Here is a 25,497-nt window from a genome sequence, read left to right as displayed (position 1 = left end):
GACCTGACCTGGCGGCCCGGCGCCAGACAGAGTTGGATGGGGAGATGGCCGATGTCAGCCGCTCCCGAACAATCGCCGCCAGCCCTGGATCTATCTGGGCGGTACTGGCCGATTTCGGATCCCTGAGTTCGTGGGCCGAGGGCATCGATCACTCGTGCGTCATCAACACCGGTGAAGACACGGACCCGATCGGCATGACCCGGCGGGTGCAGGTGGGCCGAGACACGTTGGTCGAAACGATCACGGCGTTCGCCCCGCAACGATTGCTCGCCTACGACATCTCCGGGTTGCCCCCGATGTTGTCGGCGTCGAACCGGTGGAATCTGAGTCCCGACGACCAGGGCCGGACCACCGTGACGCTCACCAGCACCGTCCGAATCCGGCCCCGTGCACTCCGCCCGATCGTCGAACGTGTCGGCGCGCGCGTGATCGCGAAGCGATCCGAGCCCTTGCTGAACTCGCTGGCGACCCACCTTGAGAGGAAGACATGAGCGCTGACCAGCCCGACATCGTCATCGTGATGACCGATGAGGAACGCGCCGCCCCACCCTACGAAACCGAGCCGGTCAGCGCCTGGCGTGACGAAACGCTGCGCGGCAGAGGGTGGTTTGACGAGCACGGTGTCAGTTTCGTCCGTCATTACACCGGCTCGCTGGCCTGCGTGCCCAGCCGCCCGACCATCTTCACCGGCCAATATCCGGATCTGCACGGCGTCACCCAGACCGACGGCATCGGCAAGGCCTACGACGATTCTCGGCTGCGCTGGTTACGCCGTGGCGAGGTCCCCACGCTCGGCAACTGGTTTCGCGCGGCCGGCTATGACACCCACTACGACGGTAAGTGGCATATCACCCACGCCGACCTCACCGACCCGGCCACCGGAGAGTCCCTGGCCACCAACGATGAGCGCGGGGCCGTCGATGCTGACGCGGTGCGCCGCTACCTGGATGCCGATCCGCTTGACCCCTATGGCTTCTCGGGCTGGGTGGGCCCGGAGCCGCACGGAGCAAAGCTCGCCGACGCCGGAATCCGTCGCGACCCGCTGATCGCCGACCGTGTGGTTACCTGGCTCGAGGACCGATACGCGCGGCGCCGGGCTGGGGATGCCACCGCGCTACGTCCGTTCCTGCTGGTGGCCAGCTTCGTCAACCCCCATGACATCGTGCTGTTCCCGGCCTGGGTGCGGCGTAACCCGATGCAGCCGTCGCCCCTGGACCCGCCTCCTATCCCGCCCGCACCCACCGAGGAAGAGGATCTCTCCACCAAGCCGGCCGCCCAGATCGCCTTCCGGGAGGCCTATTACTCCGGTTACGGTCCAGCACGGGCGGTTGCCCGCACCTACAAACGCAACGCTCAGCGGTACCGGGATCTCTACTACCGGTTGCACGCCGAAGTCGACTCCCCGATCGACCGGGTGCGCCGTGCGGTCACCGAGGGTTCGACGAACAGCGGAGCAGACGGTGGGCCCGATGACACGGTTCTGGTGCGCACTGCCGACCATGGCGACCTGCTCGGCGCCCATGGCGGGCTCCATCAGAAATGGTTCAACCTCTACGACGAGGCGACCAGGGTGCCCTTCGTCATCGCCAGGGTTGGACAACACCCGACGCCGGCGCGCACCGTGACGGCGCCAACCTCACATGTCGACCTGGTGCCGACGCTGTTGTCGGCCGCGGGCATCGACGTCGACGCGGTTGCTGCCGAACTGGGCAAGTCTTTCTCGGAGGTGCACCCGCTGCCTGGGCGCGACCTGATGCCGGTGATCGACGGCGCACCGGCCGACGACAGTCGCGCCGTGTACTTGATGACCCGCGACAACATGCTGGAGGGCGATACCGGCGCCTCCGGATTGGCACGCGCGTTGAAGCTGACTTCGAATCCACCTGCACCACTGCGTATCCGAATTCCAGCCCACACGGCAGCCAATTTCGAAGGATTGATTCTGCGCGTGAACGAATCCGCCGCGGCCGGCGGCCTCGGGCATCTGTGGAAACTGGTGCGCACATTCGACGACCCCGGCACGTGGACCGAGCCGGGAGTGCGGCATCTGGCCGCCGACGGGATGGGTGGCCAGACATACCGCAGCGACCCGCTCGATGATCAGTGGGAACTCTACGATCTCACCGACGACGCGGTTGAATCAGTCAACCGCTGGACCGATCCCGACCTTCACGACCTACGCGCTCACCTGCGAACACAACTCAAATCCGAACGCGCGGAATCCGTTCCCGAACGGAACCAACCCTGGCCGTACGCGGTCCGCCGACCTCCGCGCACATCGTCACGATGGGCGCCGATGCGCGCGGTGCGGGAACTACTGGGGCAAAGCCGGCGGCCGGACTGAATCACGGCTCGGCAGGCGGGTTCTGCCCCCAGAGCCCGGCAGCTTCTCCACCCGGAACCCGGCAGCGACGACCACCCCGACACCGCGGCCCGCAGGTCAGGTAATCTCGCGGGCATGCTCATCGCCGCGCTGCGCGACATGCAGTGGCGCAAACGGCGCTTTGTGATAGCCGTCCTCAGTACCGCCATCATTTTTGCGATGACGCTGGTACTCACCGGGCTCGCGAACGGCTTCCGGGTGGAGGCCGAACGGACCGTCGACGCGATCGGCGTCGACATGTACCTGGTCAAAGAAGGTGCGTCCGGCCCCTTCGTCGGAGCGACGCCGTTCGCGCCGACCGAACTCGGGCGGATCGTCGCCGCCCCCGGCGTCGTCGCGGCAGCTCCGTTGGCCTACGCCGGCGGCACCATCACCGAGGGTGACAAGACGCGCAATGCCGACTTGTTCGGCGCACCCGAGCGCGGCCCGGGCATGCCGGTCACCTCGGAGGGGCGGGCGCCGTCAACACCTGACGAGGTCGCAGTCTCGAGTACGCTCGGACGCCAGGTGGGCGACGACATCGAAATCGCATCGACCAAGCTGCGCGTCGTCGGCATCGTGGAGAACTCCACCGCGCTGGCCAACCTGCCCAACATTTTCTTGACCACCGCCGGCGCCCAGGAACTGGTGTACGGCGGTCAGCCGCTGGTCTCCTCGATCGGTATCCGCGGCAATCTCAATGAGGTTCCCGAGGGCTATCAGTCCTTCGACCGAGACGGCGCGATCGCCGATCTGCTGCGACCGCTCAAGGTGGCCGTCGATGCGATCACGATCGTGGCGGTTCTCCTGTGGATCGTGGCAGCGTTGATCGTGGGTTCGGTGATTTACCTCTCCGCGCTCGAGCGATTACGCGACTTCGCGGTGTTCAAGGCCATCGGCGTCCCCACCCGCAACGTCGCCGCAGGTCTGGCCATGCAGTCGGTCATCGTGGCACTGCTGGCCGCCCTCGTCGGCGTCGGGTTGTCGAAGCTGCTGGCACCGCTGTTCCCGATGCAGGTCATCGTCCCCGGGGAGGCCTTCGTGGCGCTACCTGTGATCGCCGTCGTGATCGGTCTGGCGGCCAGCGCCACCGGACTTCACCGCGCGGTGTCCGTCGATCCCGCGCTAGCATTCGGAGGTCCCTAATCGTGGGCGATCTGTCCATCCAGAATCTGGTGGTCGAGTACACCATGGGCGGACAAGCAGTCCGGCCGATCGATGACTTCAACCTCGACGTGGCCGCCGGCTCGCTGGTGATTCTGTTGGGCCCCAGCGGTTGCGGGAAGACCACATTGCTGTCCTGCCTGGGCGGAATCCTGCATCCGCACGCCGGGGCGATCAAGTTCGGCGACGTCGAGGTCACCTCGCTGGACACCGCCGAACTCTCCACCTACCGGCGCGACACGGTGGGCATCGTTTTTCAGGCGTTCAACCTGGTGCCCAGCCTGACCGCGCTGGAGAACGTGATGGTGCCGATGACTGCGGCCGGCATCCCCCGCCGCGAGGCGCGGAAAAAGGCCGAGGAACTGCTGACGCGCGTTGGCCTGAAGGACCGGATGGCCCACCATCCCGGCGATCTGAGTGGAGGGCAGCAACAGCGCGTCGCGGTCGCGCGGGCAATAGCCCTGGATCCGCCCCTCGTGCTGGCCGACGAGCCGACGGCGCATCTGGACTTCATCCAGGTCGAAGAGGTGCTTCGGTTGATCCGCGAACTCGCCACCGGTGACCGGATGGTCGTCGTCGCCACTCACGACAGCAGGATCCTGCCGTTGGCCGATCGTATCGTCGAGCTGGTACCGGAGTTTGCGTCCACCGACCGCGAGCCCCAGACGGTGGAGTTGGAGGCCGAGGAAGTGCTCTTCGAGCAGGGCACGATGGGCGACCTGATCTATGTCGTGGCCGAGGGCGAGGTCGAGATGGTGCGCGAATTGGCCGATGGCGAAGAGGAACTGCTCAAGGTAGCCAGCGAGGGTGACTACTTCGGTGAAATCGGTCCGCTGTTTCACCTGCCGCGCAACGCGACGGTGCGGGCAAGAACCGACGCGATGGTGATCGGCTACACAGTGCAGGCATTCCGTGAGCGACTCGGCACCGGCGGGCTGCGCGAACTCATCGAGCATCGCCCGTTGTCGGTGGACTGACGCGCACCGGCGGTCAATGCCCGGTACCGGGGCGGGTGTGTCAATGCCCCTTACCGGGGCAGGGGTGCCAATGCCCCTTACCGGGGCAGCGGATCGGCAATCGGCGAGGCCGCGAGGGTCGGCCGGCTCGTCGTGACGATGAAGTCGTCGAGTAGGTCCACGACATCGCTGGACCGCTCGACTTGCGGGAAATGGCCCACGCCGGGGAGTACCTCGAGCCGGCATTCCGGGCGTGCCTGGCGCAGGGCGTAGCCGTGCTCGACGGGAATGATGCGATCCTGGTCGCCCCAGATGACCATGGTGGGCAGCTCGGATGTCAGGTGCAGACGATTCAAGGCGCTCACCGCCTGCCCGTGGTAATCGACCACCGACCGAAGCGTGCGCAGGAAGGCCTGGCGGGTCTGCTGATCCGCCAGCGATGAATAGGAACTCCACATCTCAGCGCCGCGCGGAGATTGAATGCTGGCCGCAGACAGCCAGGCGCGAAGCTTATTGCCGGCCCGTACCACCGATTGCGGCGCAATGATCGGCATGATCAACTCGGCTCCCGGCGCTGACAGCAGGCGAAGAGTCCGGCCCACGTCCGGACCGAGGCCGCCGCTGCTGACCAACACCAGGCGCCCGCAATAATCGGGATGTTGGTAGACGAACTGCATGGCCACGCCACCACCGAGCGATTGACCGACGATTGTCACCCGCGCGATGCCAAGCTCGTCGAGCAAGTCCCGCAACCACACCGCGAATGCGCCGAGGGAGTAGTCGCTCCTGGGCTTGGCGGATTGACCGTGCCCCAGCAGGTCCGGCGCGACGACACGGTATTTCCGCGACAGCTGGGGTATCACCGCTCGCCAGGTCTCGGAACTTCCCGCCATCCCGTGAATCAGCAGAACGACTTCGTCGCCGTTGCCGACATCGCGGTAGGCGACGCGGTCGCCGTGCAACTCCAGAAACTTCATATCGTTCATGCGTGGGGGCTCCCCGGTTCCGGCGGATCAGATGCCCCATGGTTACAGACGGCGGCCTCGAAATTGACGTGCTGTGGGCAGGCCGTTCCGAACGGCGAACAGTGAGCGGGATCACACAGGTTCAATGCGGCGTGCTACCGCAAGAGTGCGCGCGCGTGCGCGACCTGGCGCGATGGTGCGGGCGGTGGGACTCGAACCCACACGTTCTTTCGAACACGGGCACCTAAAGCCCGCGCGTATCGCCAATTTCGCCACGCCCGCAGCGTGCTGATCGTAGCGCGCGATCGATAGCGCTCGCATATCAGTGGCCGGCATTTCAATACGTGGCATGTCCGGGTGTGGCATGTCCGGGTGTGGTGAATCAGGGTGTGGTGAATCAGGGAGTTGCGTATCTGATCATTTCTTCGAGTTTGCGCCCAAGAAAACTCTTCGGACCGGTCTTTCCCCAACCGGGGACGGCCGGGGCGGCCAGTCGCGTCGGAGTGGGGCGACCGAGGAGCACCACCTCGTCGCCGAGTACCCATTGCTCGCGCTCGTCCTCACTGGCGGCATTGACCGCAATCTCGGAGGCGAGTAACCGACCGAGCGTGAGTTTGGCCATGTCGCTCAGCCGTGCCGCTTCGTTGACCGGATCGCCGATGACGGTGTACTCGAAGCGCTCCCGCGCGCCGACGTTTCCGGCCACGACGGTGCCCGCCGCCACACCTACCCCGGCTGCGCACTCAGGGACCTCGTCGCTGAGGCGGCGCGAAATGGTCCGCGCTGCCGCGAGCGCATTTTCCTCGGGTTGTTGCAAGTGCGTGGGTGCGCCGAACACCGCAAGTGCGGCATCACCGACGAATTTGTTGAGCGATCCCTGATGGCGGTCGACCTCGTCGACAATAACCGCGAAAAACCGGTTCAGCAGTTCCACCACTTCCAAAGGTGGATGGGTGGCGGCCAACGTGGTGGAGCCCTCTACATCGACGAATAACACGGCCGTATGGCACTCTTCTCCGCCCAACGCGATGCGTTGTTGCTCGGCGTCGGCGGCTACCTTACGCCCGACATGGCGGCCGAACAGGTCGCGCACTCGTTCGCGTTCTCGTAGGCCCTGCACCATGGAGTTGAACCCGTGCTGCAATTCGCCGAGTTCGGTTCCGTCGAACACCACCAGATCGGTGCTCAGATCACCCTGTTCCACACGTTTCAAGGCGGCCCGGACCCCCTGTAGGGGGCTGGTGGTGAGCCAGGTGACAATCCACATCAGGGTGAACCCGAAGATCAGCGCGACGGTGGCCAGGACCAGCTGCCCGACGACGAATTGGTGGCGGGTGTCGATGTGCAAATTCAGGCTGACGACGCTGGACAGCGCGATTCCCAAAACGGGTATCCCCGAGCCCAGGATCCACACGGTCATGAGTCGGCCCATGACGCCGATGGTCAACCACCCTGGCGGGTGCCCGGCCGCGATGGCTTGTGCTGCGGCCGGTCTCAGCGCGAACTCGGTGATCAGGTAGCAGTTCGTCGCCGTCATGACCCCGGTGAAACCGATGCTGAACAACACCTTGGGAATGAAGTTAATATCGACCAACCCGTAGAGCGTGGTCAGCAGCGCTGCGCCGACACCCCATAGAAGAAGATGAATTCGGGCCAGGTGCCACGGCGCCAGGAGGGTATTGCTCTGATCTGCGCGGGTCGGCGGGCGTCCCTGGATTGACCAGCCCACCGCCTCGGAGAGCCGTCGTTTGACCCAGATGACGCCGACGACGATAGCGCCCACTGCGTAGCCCGGGGCGACGCCGAAGGTCAGCCACGCCGGTGCCTGGCTGAAGATATTGGGTTCTGGGACGGCTACGGCCACGATGAGCCAGAACACCGCAATGCCGATCACGTCACCGAGCGCTATGAACGCGACGAATCCGGCGAGTATGCGTCGGCGGCGGCGGCCTGCTGCGGCGGAGTCCCACAGCCGAGATCCGAACTCAGGTGTGTCGGGCAGTCGGCCGCTGATGAGCGTCAGTATCCGCTTAATCCGATGCGGGGTCGATCTGCGCCTCGCCACGGTGGCGGCCACCTCAGCTCAGTAGTCTGGGGTACGTCTCAGGGTCTCGTCGTTGTTCTGGTCGTCGTTGTTCTGGTCGTCGTTGTTCTGGTCGTCGTTGTTCTGGTCGTCGTTGTTCTGGTCAAGGTCAGGATAAACAACTCGTAGACAAACATTGCCGGATCGTCGGGGTTGCCAACTGTTGCAGGTTGAGTGGCCGGCTAACGGTCGCCGGTAGGTGCTGCCGCCGGACATCATGCACAGGTCGGACCGACACGGGTCATCCCGGTACCCGGCGCACAGTTGATGTATTCGAAGCGATTGTTGGCCGGCAGAGCGAACGCCTCGTGCCAGGTGATGACATCGCGGCGCGCGCCGTACTTGTGTCCCATCGCGACCTGATGCCCATAGATGGCGTGATGGGTCGGGTGGTCGGCCGCCCACGACTCCAGACCCGCGTAGTCCTGGAAGGCGGCGTACACCGACGTCTCGCGCCGCTGTCCGAAATCTGTGTCGACGTTGGTCATTTGCCGCAGGTAGATGCACCCGGTGTCGGGTTGCGCGGCGAGGTAGTCCATCCCACGGTCGAGTTTTGGGCGCAGCGCCGACTCGTAGTCCTGGGCTTGCTCAGGTTCGGAATCATGCCAGAACTGCCCCGATCGCATCACCAGCGTATTGAGCGGGTTCAGCACGAAGACGCGACGCCCCTGCGGGTTGATCGATTCGTCGTAGCGAACAGCGACGCCCAACGGCGATGCAATGTCCTCGACGGCGGTGATCGGGAAACGATCTCGGGCCGCCCCGGGGTATCCGTTGTCGGTGATCTGAACGATGTCGGTGCCGGGGGTGCGCCCCAGACCAATCCGATAGGAATCTTGCGAGTAGATGGTTTCATGGCGATCGTAGGGACAGATGAGCGTTTCACGCCAGTAACCGACACCGTCGGCGCGCGGGTCCTCCGAATGCCACCAGCGCGCCCACCGGGAGTTGCGCGACCAGGTGGCGTGCGCCAGGGTCGAGGTCCAGTAGCCGACCACGATCGTCGCGGCCTGACCCGCCTCGTCGCGTGAGCAGACCATTACCTCGAATGCCTCGGGCGGGCACGGATCCGAAAAGGCGTCGCGCATGTGCGCCACGAAGTGTTGTGACGCGACACCCCCGGGTTGTGGGCCTTGCAGGCCGAACCAGTCAGCGACCAACTCGGGCACCGGGCGGCGCCACCGAAGCGAGTACCGCACCGAAGGCGGGGCGAAGTCCTGCGGTCGTCGAGCCCTGAGGACCCGCTCGTAAGTCGGGTGGAATGTCTTCATCGCCAACTCCTGGGTCCCGTGTTCGTTGCGGGGCCAATGCATGAGGTCAGGGTGAGGTGTGGAACCGATTGCCCCGGTGGTTCATTCACATCCGCCATCCCTGATGCCCTCCGAGCCTGGCGCCGGCAGTGCGTGGGATACCCCGGCCGGCGACCTGGTGGCCTTCACTACCGGCTTGGGGTCCGTGTCAACATGGAGTTCGAAGACGTCCGGCCGCGAGTAATGGCCGACGACATCGAAATCGAATTTCCAACGGGCGATCTCCCCGAAGTCGAGATCGGCGTAAAGAATCTGCTCGCCGTCCTTTGCGGGCGGAACCAAGAACTGGCCACTCGGTGCGACGATACAACTGCCGCCGTTGGACATCACGGTGTCTGGGCCCGCGCCCCCGGGCCTTGGATGGGACTGCGGGTAATCAGCCAACTTCGTGAACTGGTTGCACGCCAGCACGAAACAGCGTCCTTCCTGCGCGATGTGCTGCATCGACGGCGCCCACTCGGGGCGATTGTCGGCAGTCGGCGCCAGGTAGATCTGAATTCCTTGCGCATACATGTGAAATCGCAGGAGAGGCATGTAGTTCTCCCAGCAGATGACCGCGCCGACCTTGCCGATGCCGGTGTCGAATACCGGCATCGTGGAGCCGTCACCGTACCCCCAGATGACCCGCTCCGCAGCGGTCGGCATGAGCTTGCGGTGCTTACCGAGTAGCGCACCGTCCGGGCCGAAGAACAGCACCGTGCAGTAGATCGTCCCGCCGTCCCGTTCCAGAACACCGGTGATCAGGTAAAGCCGATTGGCCGACGCGATCTCCGCCAGGCGCCGAACCTCGTCGCCGGGAACGTCAATGGCACCTTCCCAATATCGACGGTAGGCCTCGCGCCCTTCGGCGGTCCGTGAGCCGACTTTGGCTCCGAAAGTCTCGCCGCGAGGGTAGCCGCCCAGAAAAGCTTCGGGGAAGAGGACCAACCGCGCACCTGCTGCGGCGGCTTCGGCGGTGAACACTTCGAGTTTGTCGATCGTTGCGGAGGTATCGCCAAGAATCGAGCCTGCTTGAACGACTGCGACTTTCACGTTCTGGTCGTTCATTGCCTGCTGAACTCCTTCGCCAACTGGGCGTGAGGTGGGCGTTCCCTGCGCGCGTGCCGATCAGTCACAGTTGCGAGACAGCACCGGAATCGCAGCACACTCAGGCTTCCAGCCTGGCCCGGATGCTGGTAAGGCGCGCGAGCAGCTCTTCCTCGTCGATGACGCCACGGTCCAGCAGCGAGTGCGCTAGTGCCACCAACTGGTTCTCCGGATAGGGCAGTCCGGCGTACTTGGTGGCAGATAGCGCATCTTCCTCATCACGGCGTTCTTTGAACGTGAAGTTGATTTCTCGGCCGCTGCAGGAGCGGTCGAGAGCATCGCACACGCCGTCCAGACTGGTCTTCCACGGCGGCAGCGGGTTCTCGACACCGTACTTCGCCGCCATGACCGGCCACACTTGATTGCGCTCCACGATCTGCTCGAGCACACCGGCGCCGATGCGCTCCGCTGAGCGCGATTCCTTTGAGGCGCGGCGGTTCTGGTTCTCCACGTCAGTCACTCGGCGATCGGTCGGATGGCCGGACGGGTCTTGGTGATGATGTTGCTCGTCACGCCGGGCTTGGGCAGGGCCACGCCGATCAGGCAGTCGCGGGTGATGATCTCGGCCAACTGGTCCTCGGTCCAGCCCTCCGTGCCCCCGGGACGCATTGGCATGACCATGAAACGGTGCTTCTGGTTGGAGTCCTCCACCCGCACTTCGACGCCCTCCGGCAACGCAAGGCCGAACTCGGAGAGCACCTGCCGTGGCCACCGCACGATCCGACGTCGATAGTTCGGGGTCCGATACCACTCCGGTGAGTTGCCGAGAATGGGCCGCGGATAGCACGAGCACAACGCGCAGACGATCACATGGTGAATCCTCGGGGTGTTCTCCAGGATCTTGAAGGCGACGAAGTCACTAGGTGTGCCGAAGCCGGTGGGTTCCAGCCAGTCGACCCCTACTTCCCTACTGGCGGCGTTGGCATCGGAGAGCGCCAGTTCCTTGAACTCCGGGTCCAGCCATGCCTTGGCCACCAGTCGGGCCGCGGGCGTCTGGCCGATCTGCTCTGCGTACTCGGTGAACACTCGGTGCTCGTCGGCGGTGAAAAGGCCCTTCTCGATACACAACTCGCGCAGCGCGATCTCGAGGACCTCGAAGTCGGTGATCTCTTCGACCATCGGCTTGACGGTGCGATCGTGATCGTGATCGTGATCGTGATCGTGATCAGACATAGCTGGTTGGGCTTCCTTTCGAGACAAGAAGGTGGCCGTCGGAATCAGCCGGCGAAATCCAGCCAGCGCTCGGGGATCTCGGTCTGCAGGGTGTCGTTGTCGGGCCCGGTGTAGGAGTCCCATAGTTCGGCCTGGTTGAACCGCACGATGTAGAACCACTCCGGCTTGGCGCCTTCATGATCCCAGGTCTCGTCCTCCGGCGCCGGACTCTCATAAGTAACCTCGGCGATCATGCCCTCGGCCCCGCGGGCGTACTCCGGGGTCCGGGTGTAATACAGCGCGGGCAGTTCACGCACCTTCACTCGATCGCCGACCTTGAACTTCGCCGGGCCGGCCTTCCCCGCGAAGATCTGCGGATCACCGATTCCGACCGCGTCGAGGTGGTGGCTGTTGCGTTTGACCTTCGAGCCGTCACCTTCGAACTTGGGCTCAGCCTCCGGAGTCCGTCCTTCGAGTCCGCCGGCATAGCGGGCCTGAACCTCGGCCAGCCGGTCGGTCAACTCGCCCCAGCTGAGGTGCCCCTTCTCGATGAGCAGCCGGCCCACGGCCCACAGCCAGCGGGTGTAATAGGGAAGGCCCAGATAGATCGCTCGCCCGACATCGACGTTGCCCAAGCGCCGGCGTTCCTCGGAAACCCAGATGCCTCGCCAGCCGAGAGCTTCGCAGAGCACGTAGGTCATCAGCTCCCACTGCTCTTCTTCCTTGTTCTCATAGGTATTCGGCACATCCAACTCGCCACCGACATCGTGGCTGGTCTTCAGGTAGGCCAGATAATGATCATGGGTCACCTCATCGGGCATCGGCCATTCCGCAACCTCTGGATAGGTGACCTTGAGTCTGGAAACCAACGCCAGCTGCTCAGCCCGTTCCGCGGCGGTGCTCATCAATACCTACCCCGATACCTACCTCGTAGTTCGTATCCCCGGCAGGTGCGCCGAGTTGAACGTTGGCGACGCACCATGAAGGTGCACCTGCGCGCGCATCATAAAGGTGCACCTGCGGTCCATCGCCCAAGTTACGCTTCTTCCCTTACCGGAGTTGAAATTTCGATACCGGAGTTCAAAATTGGGTCAAAGCGATACAGGCAAGCATCGGTGTCGACCCTCTCCGATAGCAACGCGGTACCGTTGAGCGGTGTCCACTACGCGGCGTAGGAGGCCGGCGCTCATTCTGTTGGTGGCCGGCGCCACCGGCGGCTGCCTCGCCTTGGCATGGTGGCAGTGGGAACGATTCGAATCGACATCAGGCAGCTTCCAGAATCTCGGTTACGCCTTCCAGTGGCCGCTGTTCGCCGGTTTCTGCGTGTACGCCTACTACAAGTTCGTCCGCTATGAAGAAACCCCACCCGAGCCTCGTTCGCAGCAGACCATCAGCGAGATCCCCGCGGGGTTGCTTCCCGAACGGCCAAGACCGGCAACCCATACCGGCGACCCGACCCATACCGGCGACCAGACGTTGCGTGAGTACAACGCCTACCTGGCTGAACTTGCCAAGGCTGACGGTGATGATTCCGCGGCGAAGCAAGACTGATATGAAACCGAAAGGCAGCGGTACGTGAGCTCACCTGACTCCCCCTCGCCCATCACACCCGTCGAGAACATCCGCAAGGCGTTGCTGGGCTATCGGGTGCTGGCCTGGGCGACAGGCCTGTGGTTGATCGCCCTGTGCTACGAGATGGTGATGAAGTACGCCTTCAACGACGATTCGCTGGGCTGGATCGCGGTCGTGCACGGGTGGGTGTACTTCGTCTACCTGTTGTTCACCGCCAACCTCGCGGTCAAGGTCCGCTGGCCGATCGCCAAGACCGTCGGCGTGCTGCTCGCCGGAACCATCCCGCTGGTAGGCATCATCGTCGAGCACTTCCAGACCCAGAACATCAAGACGCAGTTCGGCCTCTGAGCTCGCTATACTTGGCGTGGTGTCCACAAGTCCCGGGGTGCGCCGCGGTGCTGCCCCGGCGCCAGATCTGACCGCGACATCATCCCGAGTCCCTGCTCTCACCGGTCTTCGCGCCGTCGCCGCGCTTCTCGTCGTCGCCACCCACGCGGCGTTCGCGACCGGCTACCTCAACCACGGATACCTCGGTGCGGTCTACGCGCGCCTGGAGATCGGCGTCGCGATTTTCTTCGTGCTGTCCGGTTTCCTGCTGTTCCGGCCATGGGTGCGCGCGAAAGCCACAGGTGACCCGCCGCCCTCGCTGAGCCGCTACGCCCGCCACCGTTGTCGACGCGTGCTACCGGCCTACGTGCTGGCGGTGTTGGCGACGTTCGCGATCTACACGGTCTTCACGCCAGGACCCAACCCCGGACAGACGTGGCACGGGTTGCTCCGCTATCTGAGCTTCACCCAGATCTACACCGACAGCTACTTGACGACGCTGCTGCACCCCGGTCTCTCGCAGATGTGGAGCATGGCGGTCGAGGTGGCTTTCTACGTCACCCTTCCCGCGCTGGCCTACCTGCTGTGCCGTGGTCGGTGGCGGCCCGGACGCATGCTCGCGGGGCTGGCCGCGCTCGCCGCGGTGACTCCCGTCTGGCTCATCCTCATCGTCATCACCGCCTCCGATGCTGTGCTGCCCAGCTCGGCAGGCATGTGGCTGCCCGCCCATATCGCCTGGTTCGCCGGCGGCATGGCACTGGCGGTGCTGCAGACCCTCGGCACCCGGTGCGCCGCAGCAGTGGCGATCCCCCTGGCAGTGGCCCTCTATCTGGTGGTGTCCACGCCGATTGGAGGGGCCATCCTCGGCCCGGACCCGGCGTGGGTGCCGGTGGCGAAGTCGCTGCTGTACGGGGCGATCGCGACGTTGGCGGTCGCGCCCCTGGCACTGGGCGACCGGGGCTGGTATCGGCGGCTACTGGCCAGCCCGGCGATGGTCTGGCTGGGCGAGATCTCCTATGAAATCTTTCTGCTGCACTCCGCCGCCATGGCGCTGGTGATGCATCTTGTGCTGGGCTGGCCACTGTTCACCGGGTCGATGCCCGTACTGATCGCCGCAACGCTGGTCCTGACGATTCCGGCCGCCTGGGCGCTGCACCGGGTGACGAGACCTCAGAGGACCGCCCGCAACGACGGCACCAGTGCTGCCAGCGCACGCCCCCGATGCGATGCCGCATCCTTCTCCTGCGGGCTGAGCTCTGCCGCGGTCCTCGCCGAACCTGCCGGTAGGAACACCGGGTCGTAACCGAATCCAGCGTCACCGCGGAGTTCGCGCACGATGCTGCCCGGCCACTCACCGCGGACCACTACGGAATCAGTCGGTGATGGACCGTAGACGAACGCGCACGCCGACACGAAAGCGGCGCCGCGGTGCTCGTCGGCAACGTCGCGAAGCTGTGCCAGGAGCAAGGCGGTATTCGCGGCGTCGTCGCCGTGCCGTCCTGACCAACGCGCGCTGAGCACCCCCGGCATTCCGTTGAGCGCGTCGACCTGGAGCCCGGAATCGTCGGCCACCACGGGCACGCCGGTGGCCGCGAAAGCGTCGCGGGCTTTGGCCAGAGCGTTCTCCTCGAAGGTCAACCCTGTTTCGGGCGCCTCGTCGAACGGCGCCACGTCGTCCAGCGACACCAATGTCAGGACCGATGCTCCCGCGGTGTCCAACACCCGGCGCAGTTCGGCCAACTTCTTCGGGTTGCGGCTGGCCACCAGCAGCGTGGACATCGACGTCAGCTTCCGAACGCCTTCTTCGCGGGCTCACCCGACTCGGGCAGCTCGCCCGGATAGGGCAGCTCCAATGCCTGACGCTGAACCTCGAACAGCAGATCGCACGACGTCATTGCGGCGTCGAGCATCTTGTCCAGCGTCGACCGCGGAAACGTCGCGCCTTCTCCGGTGCCCTGGATCTCGACGAACGTACCGGTATCGGTGACCACAACGTTCATGTCGACCTCGGCCCTGGAGTCCTCGGTGTAGGGCAAATCGACACGGATGCGGCCGTCGACGACACCGACGCTCACCGCGGCGATGGCGCAGGACAGCGGGCGAGGGTCCGACAGGCGGCCGACCGCGGACAGGTAGGTCACCGCGTCGGCCAGCGCCACGTAGGCACCGGTGATGGCCGCGGTGCGGGTTCCGCCGTCGGCCTGCAGCACGTCGCAATCGATCGCGATGGTGTTCTCACCCAGCGCGGCCAGATCGATGCAGGCGCGAAGCGACCTGCCGACCAGTCGACTGATCTCCTGGGTGCGCCCACCCACGCGTCCCTTGACCGACTCTCGGCCCGAGCGCTCGTGGGTGGCGGCCGGCAGCATCGCGTACTCGGCGGTCAGCCAGCCCTGCCCGGAACCTTTACGCCAGCGGGGCACACCCTCGGTGACACTCGCGGTGCACATCACCCGGGTCTGGCCGAACTCCACCAGCACCGACCCCGCGGGGTGAGAGGTGAAGCCGCGCGTGATGGTGACCGGGCGCAGTTCGTCGTCGAGCCTGCCGTCTTCTCGTCTGGACACGGGCCAACACTAACGGGTAACCCGGCCGGCTCCGGGCCACGGTTGGCGAGCGTGCGTAGCCGGCGCGCTCAGGAGCGCGTGACCTCGAAAGCCTCATTGCAGACCACAGCATGCACGGGACCGTCGAATTCGGCCTTCGCCTCGCTGATCACATCCTCGCGCGACGTCCACGGCGGGATGTGGGTCAGCAGGAGTTCGGAAACACCGGCGCGGGCGGCGACCCGCCCAGCTTCGGTTCCCGAAAGGTGCAAATTGGGGGGCCGCGATGGCGAATGTGTCCACGATGCTTCACACAGAAAGACATCGGCGTCGGTGGCGAGTTCGATCAGGGCGTCGCAGTAGCCGCTGTCGCCGCTGTAAACGAGCGTCGCACCTGAGGGATCGGTGATGCGCATCCCGTAGGACTCGGTCGGATGGAGCATCAGCCGCGGCGACACCGTCAACGAACCGATCTCCACGGGCTGGTCGTCCACCCAGTGCCGAATCTCGAAGATATCGGTGAAGTCGTCGATCTCGCCGCCCTCCGGCGAGGACGCCGCGCCCAGTCGCGCCCAGGTGTTGGCCGGGCCGTAGACGACGCCCCGCTCCGGTGCCGGCGTCGGATGGTAGCGCCGCCAAACGAAGAGTCCGGGCAAATCCAGGCAGTGATCGGCGTGCAGATGCGAGAGCAACACGTGCACGGAATTCGGGTTGGCGTGACGCTGAAGGGCTCCGAGTACGCCGCCGCCGAAGTCGAGCACCAGTGGCGGCGTGTCGGGGGCAGTTACCAGATAGCCCGACGCAGGCGAATCCGGCCCGACCACACTGCCGGAGCAACCTAGTACGGTGATTCGCACGCCCCTAGCTTGCCATGCCCAGCAACAACATGAGAAAGACATGGCCGGTTTCGGGGACCAACATCATGGTTGCCCGCCCAGATGACGCTGAACAGGTCGAATACCGTCCAGACCAGGGCCGAGAAATCGTGCTGCCAGAGCGGGGAACGCGTCGGGATCGCCGGTGGCTTCGAACACTCGCTTCGGCGGCGGCGCCACCGGACCGGGATGTGGCCTGAGCAGGTCGTTCTCGGTGAGAACACGCAGCAAGTCCTTCGCGGTCTCCTCGGCGCTGGACACCAAACTCACCTCGTCGCCCATCGCCAGCTGGATCAGGCCCGACAGCATCGGATAGTGCGTGCAGCCGAGCACCAGGGTGTCTACCTCGGCGCGTTGCAACGGTTCCAGATATCCCTCGGCCAAGCCCAGCACCTGTCGGCCGCTGGTGACGCCCCGCTCCACGAAATCGACGAAGCGCGGACACGCCACCGCGAACACCTCGATGTCCCGCGCGGCGGCGAATGCGTCCTGGTAGGTACCGGAGGCGATCGTGGCAGCCGTTCCGATCACCCCGACCCGCCCGTTGCGGGTGGATCGGACCGCGCGCCGCACCGCCGGCAGGATCACCTCGACGACGGGTACCGGCGCGTACCGCTCCCGCGCGTCGCGCAGACAGGCCGAGGACGCCGTGTTGCAGGCAATCACCAACGCCTTGATCCCCCGGCCGGCGAGGTCGTCACCGATCGCCAGGGCATGGGCCCGGATCTCCGGAACGGTCAGGGGCCCGTACGGTCCGTTGCCGGTGTCACCGACGTAGATGATGTCCTCGTCGGGCAACTGGTCGATCACGGCCCGCGCGACGGTCAGCCCGCCCACACCGGAATCGAAGATCCCGATCGGAGCCTGCAACGAGTTCGCCTTCGAGGTCACGAAGCCAGGTACGGCGGACTTGGGTTGCCCGGCCCGGCCGTAACCCGCTGGGATTCCCGCGCCTTGCGCTCGGGCCCCGACAGCACGTAGGCGGCCAGCACGCCGGCGATCGCGCCGCAGAGGTGGCCCTGCCATGAGACGCCGAACGTCCCCGGCAGCACCCCGAGCAGAATGCTGCCGTAGATCACCAGCACGACCACGCCGACGACGATCTCCCAGACCTTGCGGGTGAAGAATCCGAACACGATCAGGAACGTCAACCAGCCGAAGATCAGGCCGGATGCACCGATGTGGTTCGTCTCGACCACAACTCCGTTGTAGCTGGGCGCTCCGACGTTGCCGATCAGCCAGGTGCCGAGTCCGCCGAGAATCCAGATGATCGCGGTGGCGTAGATGAATCGGGACAAGCCCGCCAGGGTCATCAGAAACCCGAGCACCAGAGCCGGACCGGTGTTGGCGATCAGATGTTCCCAATTCGAGTGCAGCAACGGCGCCACCAGGATGCCGGTCAGGCCATCGGTCTCCAGCGGACGGATTCCGTTGCTGTCGAGTCGATGTCCGGTCAGGGCATCGAAGAGTTCGATCAGCCAGAGCAGGACGACGAACGAAGCGACCGTCGCAGCACCCACGACCCAGGCCGGGCGCTTCTTCGGCTCCGCCGGCGGCCCGGCCATGCCGGGATAGCCGCCCGGCAGACTCACGCGCGACACCTCACGCGCGACACCCTCATGCCCGACACCCTCATGCCCATAGCTGCCCTTCCAGCGCATCCTCCGCGTCATCCAGGCTACCGGCGTATGCACCGGTCGACAGATACTTCCATCCCGCATCGCACACGACGAACGCGATATCGGCCCGCTTTCCGGCCCTGGCCGACTTGTCGGCCATCGCCAACGCGGCGTGCAGAATGGCCCCGGTCGAGACGCCGGCGAAGATGCCCTCGACCTGAACCAACTCACGGGTGCGCTTGATCGCATCGAACGAACCGACCGAGTAGCGGGTGGTCAGGACGTCAGGGTCGTAGAGCTCGGGGATAAAGCCCTCGTCGATGTTGCGCAGCGCGTAGACACCCTCGCCGTACCGGGGCTCGGCCGCGACGATCTGGACCCCGGGGACGTGCTCCCGCAAGTAGCGACCGGTGCCCATCAGGGTGCCGGTCGTGCCCAGGCCTGCGACGAAATGCGTGATCTCAGGCAGGTCGGCCAGCAACTCCGGCCCGGTACCGTCGTAGTGCGCTGCGGCATTGGACTCGTTGCCGTACTGATACAGCATCACCCACGAAGGATGTTCTGCGGCAATCTCTTTGGCCTGGGCGACCGCCGTATTGGAGCCGCCCTCTGCCGGCGAGAAGATGATCCGGGCACCGTAGAGCTCCAACAGTTGACGCCGTTCGATCGAGGTGTTCTCCGGCATGACGCAAACCATCTGGTAACCCTTGAGTAGCGCCGCCATCGCCAAGGAGATGCCGGTATTGCCGCTGGTAGGTTCCAGGATGGTGGCCCCGGCCTGCAAGAGTCCGCTGCGTTCGGCGTCCTCGATCATCCGCAGAGCGGGCCGGTCTTTGATGGACCCGGTCGGGTTGCGGTCCTCCAGCTTGGCCCACAGCCGGACGTGAGGTGCGCCCCCACCCCCTCCGTTCCAGGAGGGCGAGAGCCGCTGCAGCCCTACCAGCGGTGTGTCACCCAGCGCCTTGAGCAGCGAGTCGTACCTAGTCATCGGACTGCATGTCATCGGACTGCATGTCATCGGACTCCATACTCACCTGCCGGCGTACTCACCCTCCCGCGACGGCGGGCAGGATCGTGACCGAGTCTCCCTCGGATATCTCAGTCTCCAGACCACCGGAGAACCGCACATCCTCGTCGTTGACGTAGATGTTGACGAAGCGCTGCAGCTTGCCGGGATTGGCGGAGTCGACCAACCGTTCGGCGATGCCTGAGTAGTTTTCGTTCAGGTCTGTGATGACCTCCTGCAACGTGGCACCGGACGCGGTGACTCGTTTCTCCCCGCCGGTATGGACGCGCAGGATGGTCGGGATCGACACGGTGACATTGGCTGAATCAGACACAGGTTCTCTCTTATCAGTACTGCTCGACGATCTTGACGGACTCTTCGGTGACGACGCCGTCCACGATGCGGAAACTGCGCAACTCGTGTTCGTCGACGTCGCGGGTGGATACCAGCACGTAATGCGCGTTGGGTTCGGAGGCATAGGAGATATCGGTGCGGCTCGGGTAGGCCTCGGTCGCGGTGTGCGAGTGATAGATCACGATGGGCGCTTCTTCTGCTTCCTCGAAACCGCGCCACACCTTCAGCTGCTCCCCGGAGTCGAATCGGTAGAAGGTCGGCGAACGTTCCGCGTTGAGCATGGCGATGAACCTCTCGGGACGGTCGGACCCCTCGGGTCCCGCGATCACGCCGCAGGCCTCGTCCGGATGGTCGGCGCGCGCATGGCCGACCATCGCCTCGACCAAGTCAGCTCGGATCACGAGCACCGCGCACATCCCTTCCGTCGAGGACTTTCACCGATCACTGGAACGCTCCCGGCAACAGGCCACGGTATGTCGGTATTCCGGCAACCTCGTCAGCGGCCAGCACTCCGACGAGCACGGCTTGGGCCAGACAATCCGCGGCGGCCGCACCAACAGCGGTGATGAGCGGCACTTCTGGTGACATCGACGCCGGGGTGTTCGGGCTTGGATTCACCTCGACAGCACCGGTGGCCAGCGCGAACACGGTATCGCCGTCCACCGGGGTATGGCACGGGCGGATGGTGCGGGCCAGTCCGTCGTGCGCGGCCACCGCCACCCGGCGACAGCCGGACGGGCTGAGTGCGGCGTCGGTGGCGACCACGGCGATGGTGGTGTTCAACGGGCTGAGCTCGCCACGGCGCTCGGCATAGGCGGCCAACTGATCCGCCGGCGGTCGGACCAGCCCGAACTCCTCAATCTGATATGCGAGCCACGGCAGTCCGGTGCCGCGATCGACGACGTCGCCGGCCGAGTTGACCACGACGAGCGCACCGACCGTCACACCGGAGTCGAGCCTCACCGAGGCGGTTCCCACGCCCCCCTTCAACACCCCGGCCCGCGCGCCGACGCCCGCTCCGATGGTGCCGATCCCCACATCGGTGCCCGCGCCCTCAGCCGCGAGATAGCCGAACTCCGCGTCCGGCCGACACTGCCAGCCCCCGACCGGCAGGTCGAAGATCACCGCTGCGGGAACGATCGGCACCACCCCGCCGACCATCGCGACACCGCGTTCATACTGTTCAAGCCAGGTCATCACGCCGTCGGCTGCGGCGAGCCCGAACGCGCTGCCGCCGGAGAGCACCACCGCGTCGACATTGCGCACCGAGTTGCTCGGATCCAGCAGGTCGGTCTCCCGCGTTCCCGGAGCGCCGCCGCGGCAGTCGACCGCGCCCGCCGTCCCGGGTGGCGTCAGCACGACCGTCGTTCCGGTCGCCCAGCCAGTACCCAACTTCGCGTCGGTATCGATCTTCTGGTGGTGGCCGACGCGGATGCCACCCACATCGGTGAGCGAGCCGCTCATCGGCCCGACAAGCTCAGCACCAGGTACTCCTGCAACACCGTCAGCCACTGATATACGTCGAGATGTCCGGCCATCGGATGCTCTGCCGGTAGTCGATCAGGCCCGTCGGGGCCGATGTCGAGCATCGTGCCCAATGCCAGCCGGACATCGTTGACGCCCGCGGCCCAGGCTTGAGCGTCGTCCTCGGACAGTTCGAACTTTCCGCCACCCTGCGGAATGGTGTCCAATAACCGTTGCGCCGCTTGATGTTTCGCATCGATAATGTCTGGCTCGTGGAGATTGCGCAGCGCACTGTTGAGGCTGTCCGCAGCCTCGGGCCGGGCGGGGTCGTCCGTTGCCGGTCGGTAGAAGTCAGGCAACAGGCGCTTCATCGTATCGTCTTGCGGCGGAACCGAATTACCGGCTCTGATCCCGGTGATCTCAGCGAGTTCGTCGACCGGTGCCGACGACTGACGGTCCTCGAGCATTCCGAGCAGGGACGTGACCAGGCTGCTCAACAACTCGGCCTCATGGGCGGCCAGTCCTGAGCGGAACCGCGGGCCGTCGACGCCCTGCACCCGCTTCCATTTACGCACAGTCTTCTCAGCGGTCCTGTTGGAGAGTCGCCCACAAGCCTGCGGCGTGCAGCTTGGACACGTCAACCTCCATCGACTCCCGACTGCCCGCCGACACCACCGCCTTACCGTCGTTGTGCACCTGCAGCATCAGTTTCGTCGCGTGCGGTTCGCTGTAGCCGAACAGCTTCTGCAGCACGTAGGTCACGTAGGTCATCAAGTTCACCGGATCGTCCCAGACCAGGGTCACCCAAGGGGCGTCCGTGGCGACGTCGTCCTCGGGAACGGTGGCGACGTCGCGGTCTTCGCGAGTTCCCGGAAGTGCCTTCGCCGGCGTAGCCATAAGGCCAGAATACCGGGGCCGCGATGATGCCATGAAGGTGCTCCGAACAGATACGGTGGGCCGGTGACCGGATCGTCAGGGGCCTCCTCTCCGGGGCTGCCCGTGTCCATGCTCACCGACAAGTACGAAATGACGATGCTCGCCGCAGCGCTGCGGGACGGCTCCGCGCACCGACACACGACATTCGAGGTATTCGCCCGCCGCTTACCAGCAGGCAGGCGTTACGGCATCGTCGCCGGTACCGGCCGATTCGTGGAAGCGTTGGCACAGTTCAGGTTCGACGAGACGGCGCTGGCCTCACTCGCCGATTTCCTGGACGGCGACACGCTCGAGTACCTGGCCGGGTACCAGTTCACCGGCGACATCGACGGCTATCCAGAGGGTGAGTTGTACTTTCCCGGGTCACCCGTGCTGTCCGTACACGGAACCTTCGGCGAATGCGTGCTGCTCGAGACGCTGGCGCTGTCGATCATCAATCACGACACCGCCATTGCCTCGGCCGCCGCCCGGATGGCCAGTGTCGCGCACGGACGACCCTTGATAGAGATGGGGTCGCGCCGCACCCACGAGGGGGCGGCTGTCGCCGCGGCCCGCGCGGCCTACATCGCCGGTTTCACCGCAACATCCAACCTGGAGGCCAAACGCCGCTACGGGGTGCCCGCAACAGGCACGAGCGCGCACGCCTTCACCCTGCTACACACACCGGACGGACAGTCGACCTCGGACTGGGAGAAGGCCGCGTTCCGGGCTCAGGTCGCTGCGCTGGGCGTTGATACGACGCTTCTCGTGGACACCTACGACATCACCGCGGGGGTCGCCAACGCGGTGGAGGTCGCCGGCCCACGACTGGGGTCCGTGCGCATCGACTCGGGTGACCTCGGCGTGCTGGCCGCCCAGGTACGCCAACAGCTGGACAGCCTCGGCGCCACGAACACCGGCATCGTGGTCTCGGGCGACTTGGACGAGTTCGCGATCGCCGCGCTGCGCGCCGAACCCGTCGACAGCTACGGAGTCGGCACGTCCGTGGTTACCGGATCGGGCGCTCCGACCGCGAGCATGGTGTACAAGCTGGTCGAAGTCGACGGCATCCCCGTCGAGAAACGGAGCAGCCACAAAGAATCCCACGGCGGACGGAAACGCGCTCAACGGCTGGCCAAGACGTCGGGGACCATCGTCGAGGAGGTCGTCCACCCAGCAGCCCAGCCGCCGCCCACCCCGCCCGGACTCGTCTCCCGGTCACTTGCGGTCGGATTGGTGCGCGGAGGATCTCCCGTCGCCGACCTCAGCCTGCAACCAGCACGCGAACGTGTCAGGCAGGGTTTGGTCGGTCTGCCCTGGGATGGCCTGAAACTCTCCAAGGGAGACCCCGCGATTCCCACCCGAATCATCGCCCCCACCCACGGCGAAGGTTGAGCCCGGAGTTGGATACCCCGGTAGCTCAAGTCGCCCAACTGCTGGCGACGTCGGTGGCGGCGCTGGGCGGCGCCCGGCGCGCGGGCCAGATCAGAATGGCCGAGGCGGTGGCCCATGCTTTCGACACCGGCGAACATCTGGCCGTCCAGGCTGGAACGGGCACCGGAAAATCGTTGGCCTATCTGGTGCCCGCGATCGCCCACTCGCTGCGTGACAGCCGTCCTGTCGTCGTGTCGACAGCGACGATCGCACTGCAACGCCAGCTCGTCGGCCGGGATCTGCCCCGACTCGCTGACGCGCTGGCCGAAACCCTTCCTCGCCGGCCTGAATTCGCACTGCTCAAGGGTCGGGGAAACTACCTGTGTCTCAACAAGATCCACAATGGGTCTCAGGCCGGGTCGGCAAACAATCCAGCCGAACCCGGGGACCTCCCGCAGGACGAACTCTTCTCCCCGATCGCGGCCAGCGCGCTGGGGCGCGACGTGCAACGGCTCACCACGTGGTCGTCGGACACCGAAACCGGTGACCGCGACGACTTGGCCCCCGGAGTAGCCGACCGGTCATGGTCGCAGGTCAGCGTGTCAGCTCGGGAATGCATCGGCGTGTCCCGCTGCCCATTCGGCACCGACTGTTTCGCCGAGCGCGCCCGCGACCGAGCCGGGGCTGCCGATGTGGTCGTGACCAACCACGCATTGCTGGCCATCGACTCCATCGGCGACGCCAACGTGCTACCCGAACACGACCTGCTGATCATCGACGAAGCGCACGAGTTGGTGGACCGGGTCACCGCCGTGGCGACCGCCGAGCTGTCGGCGACCGCGCTGGGCATCGCGCAGCGTCGTGCCGCCCGCGTCGCCCCGCCTGACCTCGCACAGCGACTGGACGCAGCGGCGACGACGTTCACGTCGGCGATCTTCGACGCCCGCGGCGGTCGCATCGACGTGCTCGACGAGGAGATGGCAAGCCACCTGAGGGTGCTCCGCGATGCCGCGAGCCGAGCCCGGAGCGCGATCGACACCGCCCCCAACGATCCCAAGACCGCAGCCGCGCGCGCTGAAGCGGTGACAGCGCTCGCCGATGTCAGCGACACCGCGTCAAGGATCCTCAGCTCATTCGTTCCGGCCATCCCGGACCGATCCGATGTCGTATGGGTCGAACACCTCGACGCGTCCCGGCCCGGCGCAGAAGGGCGCAACACACTTCGCGTCGCTCCACTTTCAGTAGCAAATCTGTTGCGCAGCAGTCTGTTCGGAGGGTCCACGACGGTACTGACATCGGCGACGCTGACCATCGGCGGCAGCTTCGATGCGATGGCCTCGGCCTGGGGCCTGGACCCGGTCGACGAAATCGCCGAGGACTCCAACGCCTCCGAAGACCCGCGAGGCGCCGGGACCCCGGCCACCGACGCAGCGTGGCGCGGACTCGACGTGGGCTCGCCGTTCGACCATGCGAAATCGGCTATCCTCTACGTGGCCGCCCATCTGCCCCCGCCAGGCCGCGACGGCACCGGGTCCGCCGAGCAACTGGATGAGATCGCCACGTTGATCACTGCCGCGGACGGCCGCACGCTCGGTCTGTTCTCCTCCATGCGGGCGGCCAGGGCAGCCGCCGAGACCATGCGGGAGCGGCTCGACACTCCGGTGCTCTGCCAAGGCGACGACAGCACCTCTGCCCTGGTGCAACGCTTCGCCCAGGACGACCGGACCTCGCTGTTCGGGACGCTTTCGCTATGGCAGGGCGTCGACGTTCCGGGCCCTTCCCTGTCGCTCGTGCTGATCGATCGGATTCCGTTCCCGCGCCCGGACGATCCGCTGTTGACCGCGCGTCAGCGCGCCGTCGCGGCACGGGGCGGAAACGGGTTCATGGCCGTAGCTGCCAGCCACGCGGCACTGCTACTCGCCCAGGGGGCAGGCCGGTTGCTGCGCCGCGTCGATGACCGCGGCGTCGTGGCCATACTGGACTCGCGGATGGCGACAGCGCGCTACAGCGGTTTCCTGCGCGCGTCCCTGCCCCCGTTCTGGACGACTACCGACGGGGCGTCGGTCCGGGCGGCACTTCTGCGGCTGCGCACCCCGGACGCAGGCGCGTAGGTATTCCGGCAGGCTACTTATCCCACGTTGGCATCCCACGTTGTATCCCACGTTCACTATCCTGGAGGGCAGTTTCCGGTGCCTGTCTCCGGGCCGCGCAGGGAATACCGAAAGGCGCTGTACATGAGTCCGTCCATCAGCCGAAGACAACTTGTTGGCGCGATGATCGCGACGGTTGCACTCCTGATCGGCACCGGCTGCTCAACCACGCTGCGGGGCAACGCCGTATCGGTGTTCGATGACCCCTTCCGGGTGG

The 25,497-nt window shown here is 65.6% G+C and carries 26 protein-coding genes, 1 tRNA gene and 1 pseudogene; 9 read left to right on the top strand and 19 right to left on the bottom strand.

Annotated features, from left to right (window positions below; translation table 11 throughout):
- Positions 1-44: 44 nt before the first annotated feature.
- The 4 genes from ACPGXI_RS09900 to ACPGXI_RS09885 all read left to right on the top strand — a co-directional run bounded on the left by ACPGXI_RS09900 (position 45) and on the right by ACPGXI_RS09885 (position 4,503).
- Positions 45-491: an SRPBCC family protein gene (locus ACPGXI_RS09900; protein WP_526652304.1), complete on the top strand. Its 447-nt coding sequence runs from the start codon at positions 45-47 to the stop codon at positions 489-491.
- Positions 488-2,344, top strand: coding sequence for a sulfatase-like hydrolase/transferase (locus tag ACPGXI_RS09895; protein ID WP_526652302.1), 1,857 nt, complete (start codon positions 488-490; stop codon positions 2,342-2,344). Before ACPGXI_RS09900 ends, ACPGXI_RS09895 begins: the two co-directional genes overlap by 4 nt.
- Before the next feature lie 114 nt (positions 2,345-2,458).
- Positions 2,459-3,508: an ABC transporter permease gene (locus ACPGXI_RS09890; RefSeq protein ID WP_526652300.1), complete on the top strand. Its 1,050-nt coding sequence runs from the start codon at positions 2,459-2,461 to the stop codon at positions 3,506-3,508.
- 2 nt (positions 3,509-3,510) lie between these two features.
- A complete protein-coding gene (locus tag ACPGXI_RS09885; protein ID WP_526652298.1) occupies positions 3,511-4,503 on the top strand; it encodes an ABC transporter ATP-binding protein in 993 nt (330 codons plus the stop codon).
- Positions 4,504-4,580: 77 nt separating this feature from the next.
- Here ACPGXI_RS09885 and ACPGXI_RS09880 read toward each other — a convergent pair whose 3' ends face one another.
- The 8 genes from ACPGXI_RS09880 to ACPGXI_RS09845 all read right to left on the bottom strand — a co-directional run bounded on the left by ACPGXI_RS09880 (position 4,581) and on the right by ACPGXI_RS09845 (position 11,983).
- Positions 4,581-5,468, bottom strand: coding sequence for an alpha/beta fold hydrolase (locus ACPGXI_RS09880; RefSeq protein ID WP_526652296.1), 888 nt, complete (start codon positions 5,466-5,468; stop codon positions 4,581-4,583).
- 173 nt (positions 5,469-5,641) lie between these two features.
- A tRNA-Leu gene (locus ACPGXI_RS09875) sits at positions 5,642-5,729 on the bottom strand.
- Between the two features lie 115 nt (positions 5,730-5,844).
- Complete coding sequence (locus ACPGXI_RS09870; protein WP_526652294.1) at positions 5,845-7,512, bottom strand: adenylate/guanylate cyclase domain-containing protein; 1,668 nt, start codon at positions 7,510-7,512, stop codon at positions 5,845-5,847.
- Between the two features lie 233 nt (positions 7,513-7,745).
- Positions 7,746-8,843 carry a phenylacetaldoxime dehydratase family protein gene (locus tag ACPGXI_RS09865; protein ID WP_526652292.1) on the bottom strand — a complete coding sequence of 366 codons (1,098 nt, stop codon included), beginning with the start codon at positions 8,841-8,843 and terminating at the stop codon, positions 7,746-7,748.
- 39 nt (positions 8,844-8,882) lie between these two features.
- Positions 8,883-9,887 (bottom strand): nitrilase-related carbon-nitrogen hydrolase, encoded by a 1,005-nt coding sequence (locus tag ACPGXI_RS09860; RefSeq protein WP_526652290.1) that lies wholly within the window; start codon positions 9,885-9,887, stop codon positions 8,883-8,885.
- A gap of 100 nt (positions 9,888-9,987) precedes the next feature.
- Complete coding sequence (locus ACPGXI_RS09855) at positions 9,988-10,272, bottom strand: thiocyanate hydrolase (RefSeq protein ID WP_526652351.1); 285 nt, start codon at positions 10,270-10,272, stop codon at positions 9,988-9,990.
- 110 nt (positions 10,273-10,382) lie between these two features.
- A complete protein-coding gene (gene scnC / locus ACPGXI_RS09850) occupies positions 10,383-11,099 on the bottom strand; it encodes a thiocyanate hydrolase subunit gamma (protein WP_526652288.1) in 717 nt (238 codons plus the stop codon).
- 44 nt (positions 11,100-11,143) lie between these two features.
- Positions 11,144-11,983, bottom strand: a complete 840-nt coding sequence (locus ACPGXI_RS09845) for an SH3-like domain-containing protein (RefSeq protein ID WP_526652286.1) — start codon at positions 11,981-11,983, stop codon at positions 11,144-11,146.
- A gap of 250 nt (positions 11,984-12,233) precedes the next feature.
- Here ACPGXI_RS09845 and ACPGXI_RS09840 point away from each other — a divergent pair, with 250 nt between their 5' ends.
- The 3 genes and pseudogenes from ACPGXI_RS09840 to ACPGXI_RS09830 form a co-directional block, all read left to right on the top strand.
- Positions 12,234-12,629, top strand: coding sequence for a hypothetical protein (locus ACPGXI_RS09840; protein WP_526652284.1), 396 nt, complete (start codon positions 12,234-12,236; stop codon positions 12,627-12,629).
- A gap of 24 nt (positions 12,630-12,653) precedes the next feature.
- The gene (locus ACPGXI_RS09835) at positions 12,654-12,998 is read left to right on the top strand and encodes a DUF3817 domain-containing protein (protein WP_526652282.1); all 345 of its coding nucleotides are present in this window, start codon (positions 12,654-12,656) and stop codon (positions 12,996-12,998) included.
- A 19-nt stretch (positions 12,999-13,017) separates the two neighbouring features.
- A pseudogene (locus ACPGXI_RS09830) lies at positions 13,018-14,151 on the top strand (acyltransferase family protein); the annotation flags it as partial.
- On the opposite strand, the gene rdgB reads toward ACPGXI_RS09830, so the two are convergent.
- The 11 genes from rdgB to clpS all read right to left on the bottom strand — a co-directional run bounded on the left by rdgB (position 14,148) and on the right by clpS (position 21,738).
- Complete coding sequence (gene rdgB, locus ACPGXI_RS09825; RefSeq protein WP_526652280.1) at positions 14,148-14,756, bottom strand: RdgB/HAM1 family non-canonical purine NTP pyrophosphatase; 609 nt, start codon at positions 14,754-14,756, stop codon at positions 14,148-14,150. The pseudogene ACPGXI_RS09830 and the gene rdgB sit on opposite strands and share 4 nt — an antisense overlap.
- A gap of 5 nt (positions 14,757-14,761) precedes the next feature.
- Positions 14,762-15,544, bottom strand: coding sequence for a ribonuclease PH (gene rph, locus ACPGXI_RS09820; RefSeq protein ID WP_526652278.1), 783 nt, complete (start codon positions 15,542-15,544; stop codon positions 14,762-14,764).
- A gap of 68 nt (positions 15,545-15,612) precedes the next feature.
- Positions 15,613-16,422 (bottom strand): cyclic nucleotide-degrading phosphodiesterase, encoded by an 810-nt coding sequence (locus ACPGXI_RS09815; RefSeq protein WP_526652276.1) that lies wholly within the window; start codon positions 16,420-16,422, stop codon positions 15,613-15,615.
- Between the two features lie 21 nt (positions 16,423-16,443).
- Positions 16,444-17,289, bottom strand: coding sequence for a glutamate racemase (gene murI / locus ACPGXI_RS09810; protein ID WP_526652274.1), 846 nt, complete (start codon positions 17,287-17,289; stop codon positions 16,444-16,446).
- Positions 17,286-17,963, bottom strand: coding sequence for a rhomboid family intramembrane serine protease (locus ACPGXI_RS09805; RefSeq protein WP_526652349.1), 678 nt, complete (start codon positions 17,961-17,963; stop codon positions 17,286-17,288). The genes murI and ACPGXI_RS09805 overlap by 4 nt, the downstream gene beginning before the upstream one ends.
- A gap of 67 nt (positions 17,964-18,030) precedes the next feature.
- Positions 18,031-19,005 (bottom strand): cysteine synthase, encoded by a 975-nt coding sequence (locus ACPGXI_RS09800; protein ID WP_526652272.1) that lies wholly within the window; start codon positions 19,003-19,005, stop codon positions 18,031-18,033.
- A 58-nt stretch (positions 19,006-19,063) separates the two neighbouring features.
- Positions 19,064-19,357, bottom strand: a complete 294-nt coding sequence (locus ACPGXI_RS09795; RefSeq protein ID WP_526652270.1) for a MoaD/ThiS family protein — start codon at positions 19,355-19,357, stop codon at positions 19,064-19,066.
- 13 nt (positions 19,358-19,370) lie between these two features.
- The gene (locus ACPGXI_RS09790) at positions 19,371-19,793 is read right to left on the bottom strand and encodes a M67 family metallopeptidase (protein WP_526652268.1); all 423 of its coding nucleotides are present in this window, start codon (positions 19,791-19,793) and stop codon (positions 19,371-19,373) included.
- 25 nt (positions 19,794-19,818) lie between these two features.
- A complete protein-coding gene (locus ACPGXI_RS09785; protein WP_526652267.1) occupies positions 19,819-20,841 on the bottom strand; it encodes a P1 family peptidase in 1,023 nt (340 codons plus the stop codon).
- The gene (gene aosR / locus ACPGXI_RS09780; protein WP_526652265.1) at positions 20,838-21,416 is read right to left on the bottom strand and encodes an oxidative stress transcriptional regulator AosR; all 579 of its coding nucleotides are present in this window, start codon (positions 21,414-21,416) and stop codon (positions 20,838-20,840) included. Before aosR ends, ACPGXI_RS09785 begins: the two co-directional genes overlap by 4 nt.
- Positions 21,417-21,423: 7 nt before the next feature.
- Positions 21,424-21,738, bottom strand: a complete 315-nt coding sequence (gene clpS, locus ACPGXI_RS09775; protein ID WP_526652263.1) for an ATP-dependent Clp protease adapter ClpS — start codon at positions 21,736-21,738, stop codon at positions 21,424-21,426.
- 108 nt (positions 21,739-21,846) lie between these two features.
- Between clpS and ACPGXI_RS09770 the strand changes: the two genes are divergently transcribed.
- Both ACPGXI_RS09770 and ACPGXI_RS09765 read left to right on the top strand, forming a co-directional pair.
- Entirely contained in the window at positions 21,847-23,151 is a 1,305-nt protein-coding gene (locus tag ACPGXI_RS09770) for a nicotinate phosphoribosyltransferase (RefSeq protein WP_526652347.1), read from the top strand.
- Between the two features lie 8 nt (positions 23,152-23,159).
- A complete protein-coding gene (locus ACPGXI_RS09765; RefSeq protein WP_526652261.1) occupies positions 23,160-25,241 on the top strand; it encodes an ATP-dependent DNA helicase in 2,082 nt (693 codons plus the stop codon).
- Positions 25,242-25,497 lie beyond the last annotated feature (256 nt).

The organism is Mycobacterium sp. (genome assembly GCF_049608025.1).
GTDB lineage: Bacteria > Actinomycetota > Actinomycetes > Mycobacteriales > Mycobacteriaceae > Mycobacterium.
This window is presented reverse-complemented; position numbering and strand designations above follow the sequence as displayed.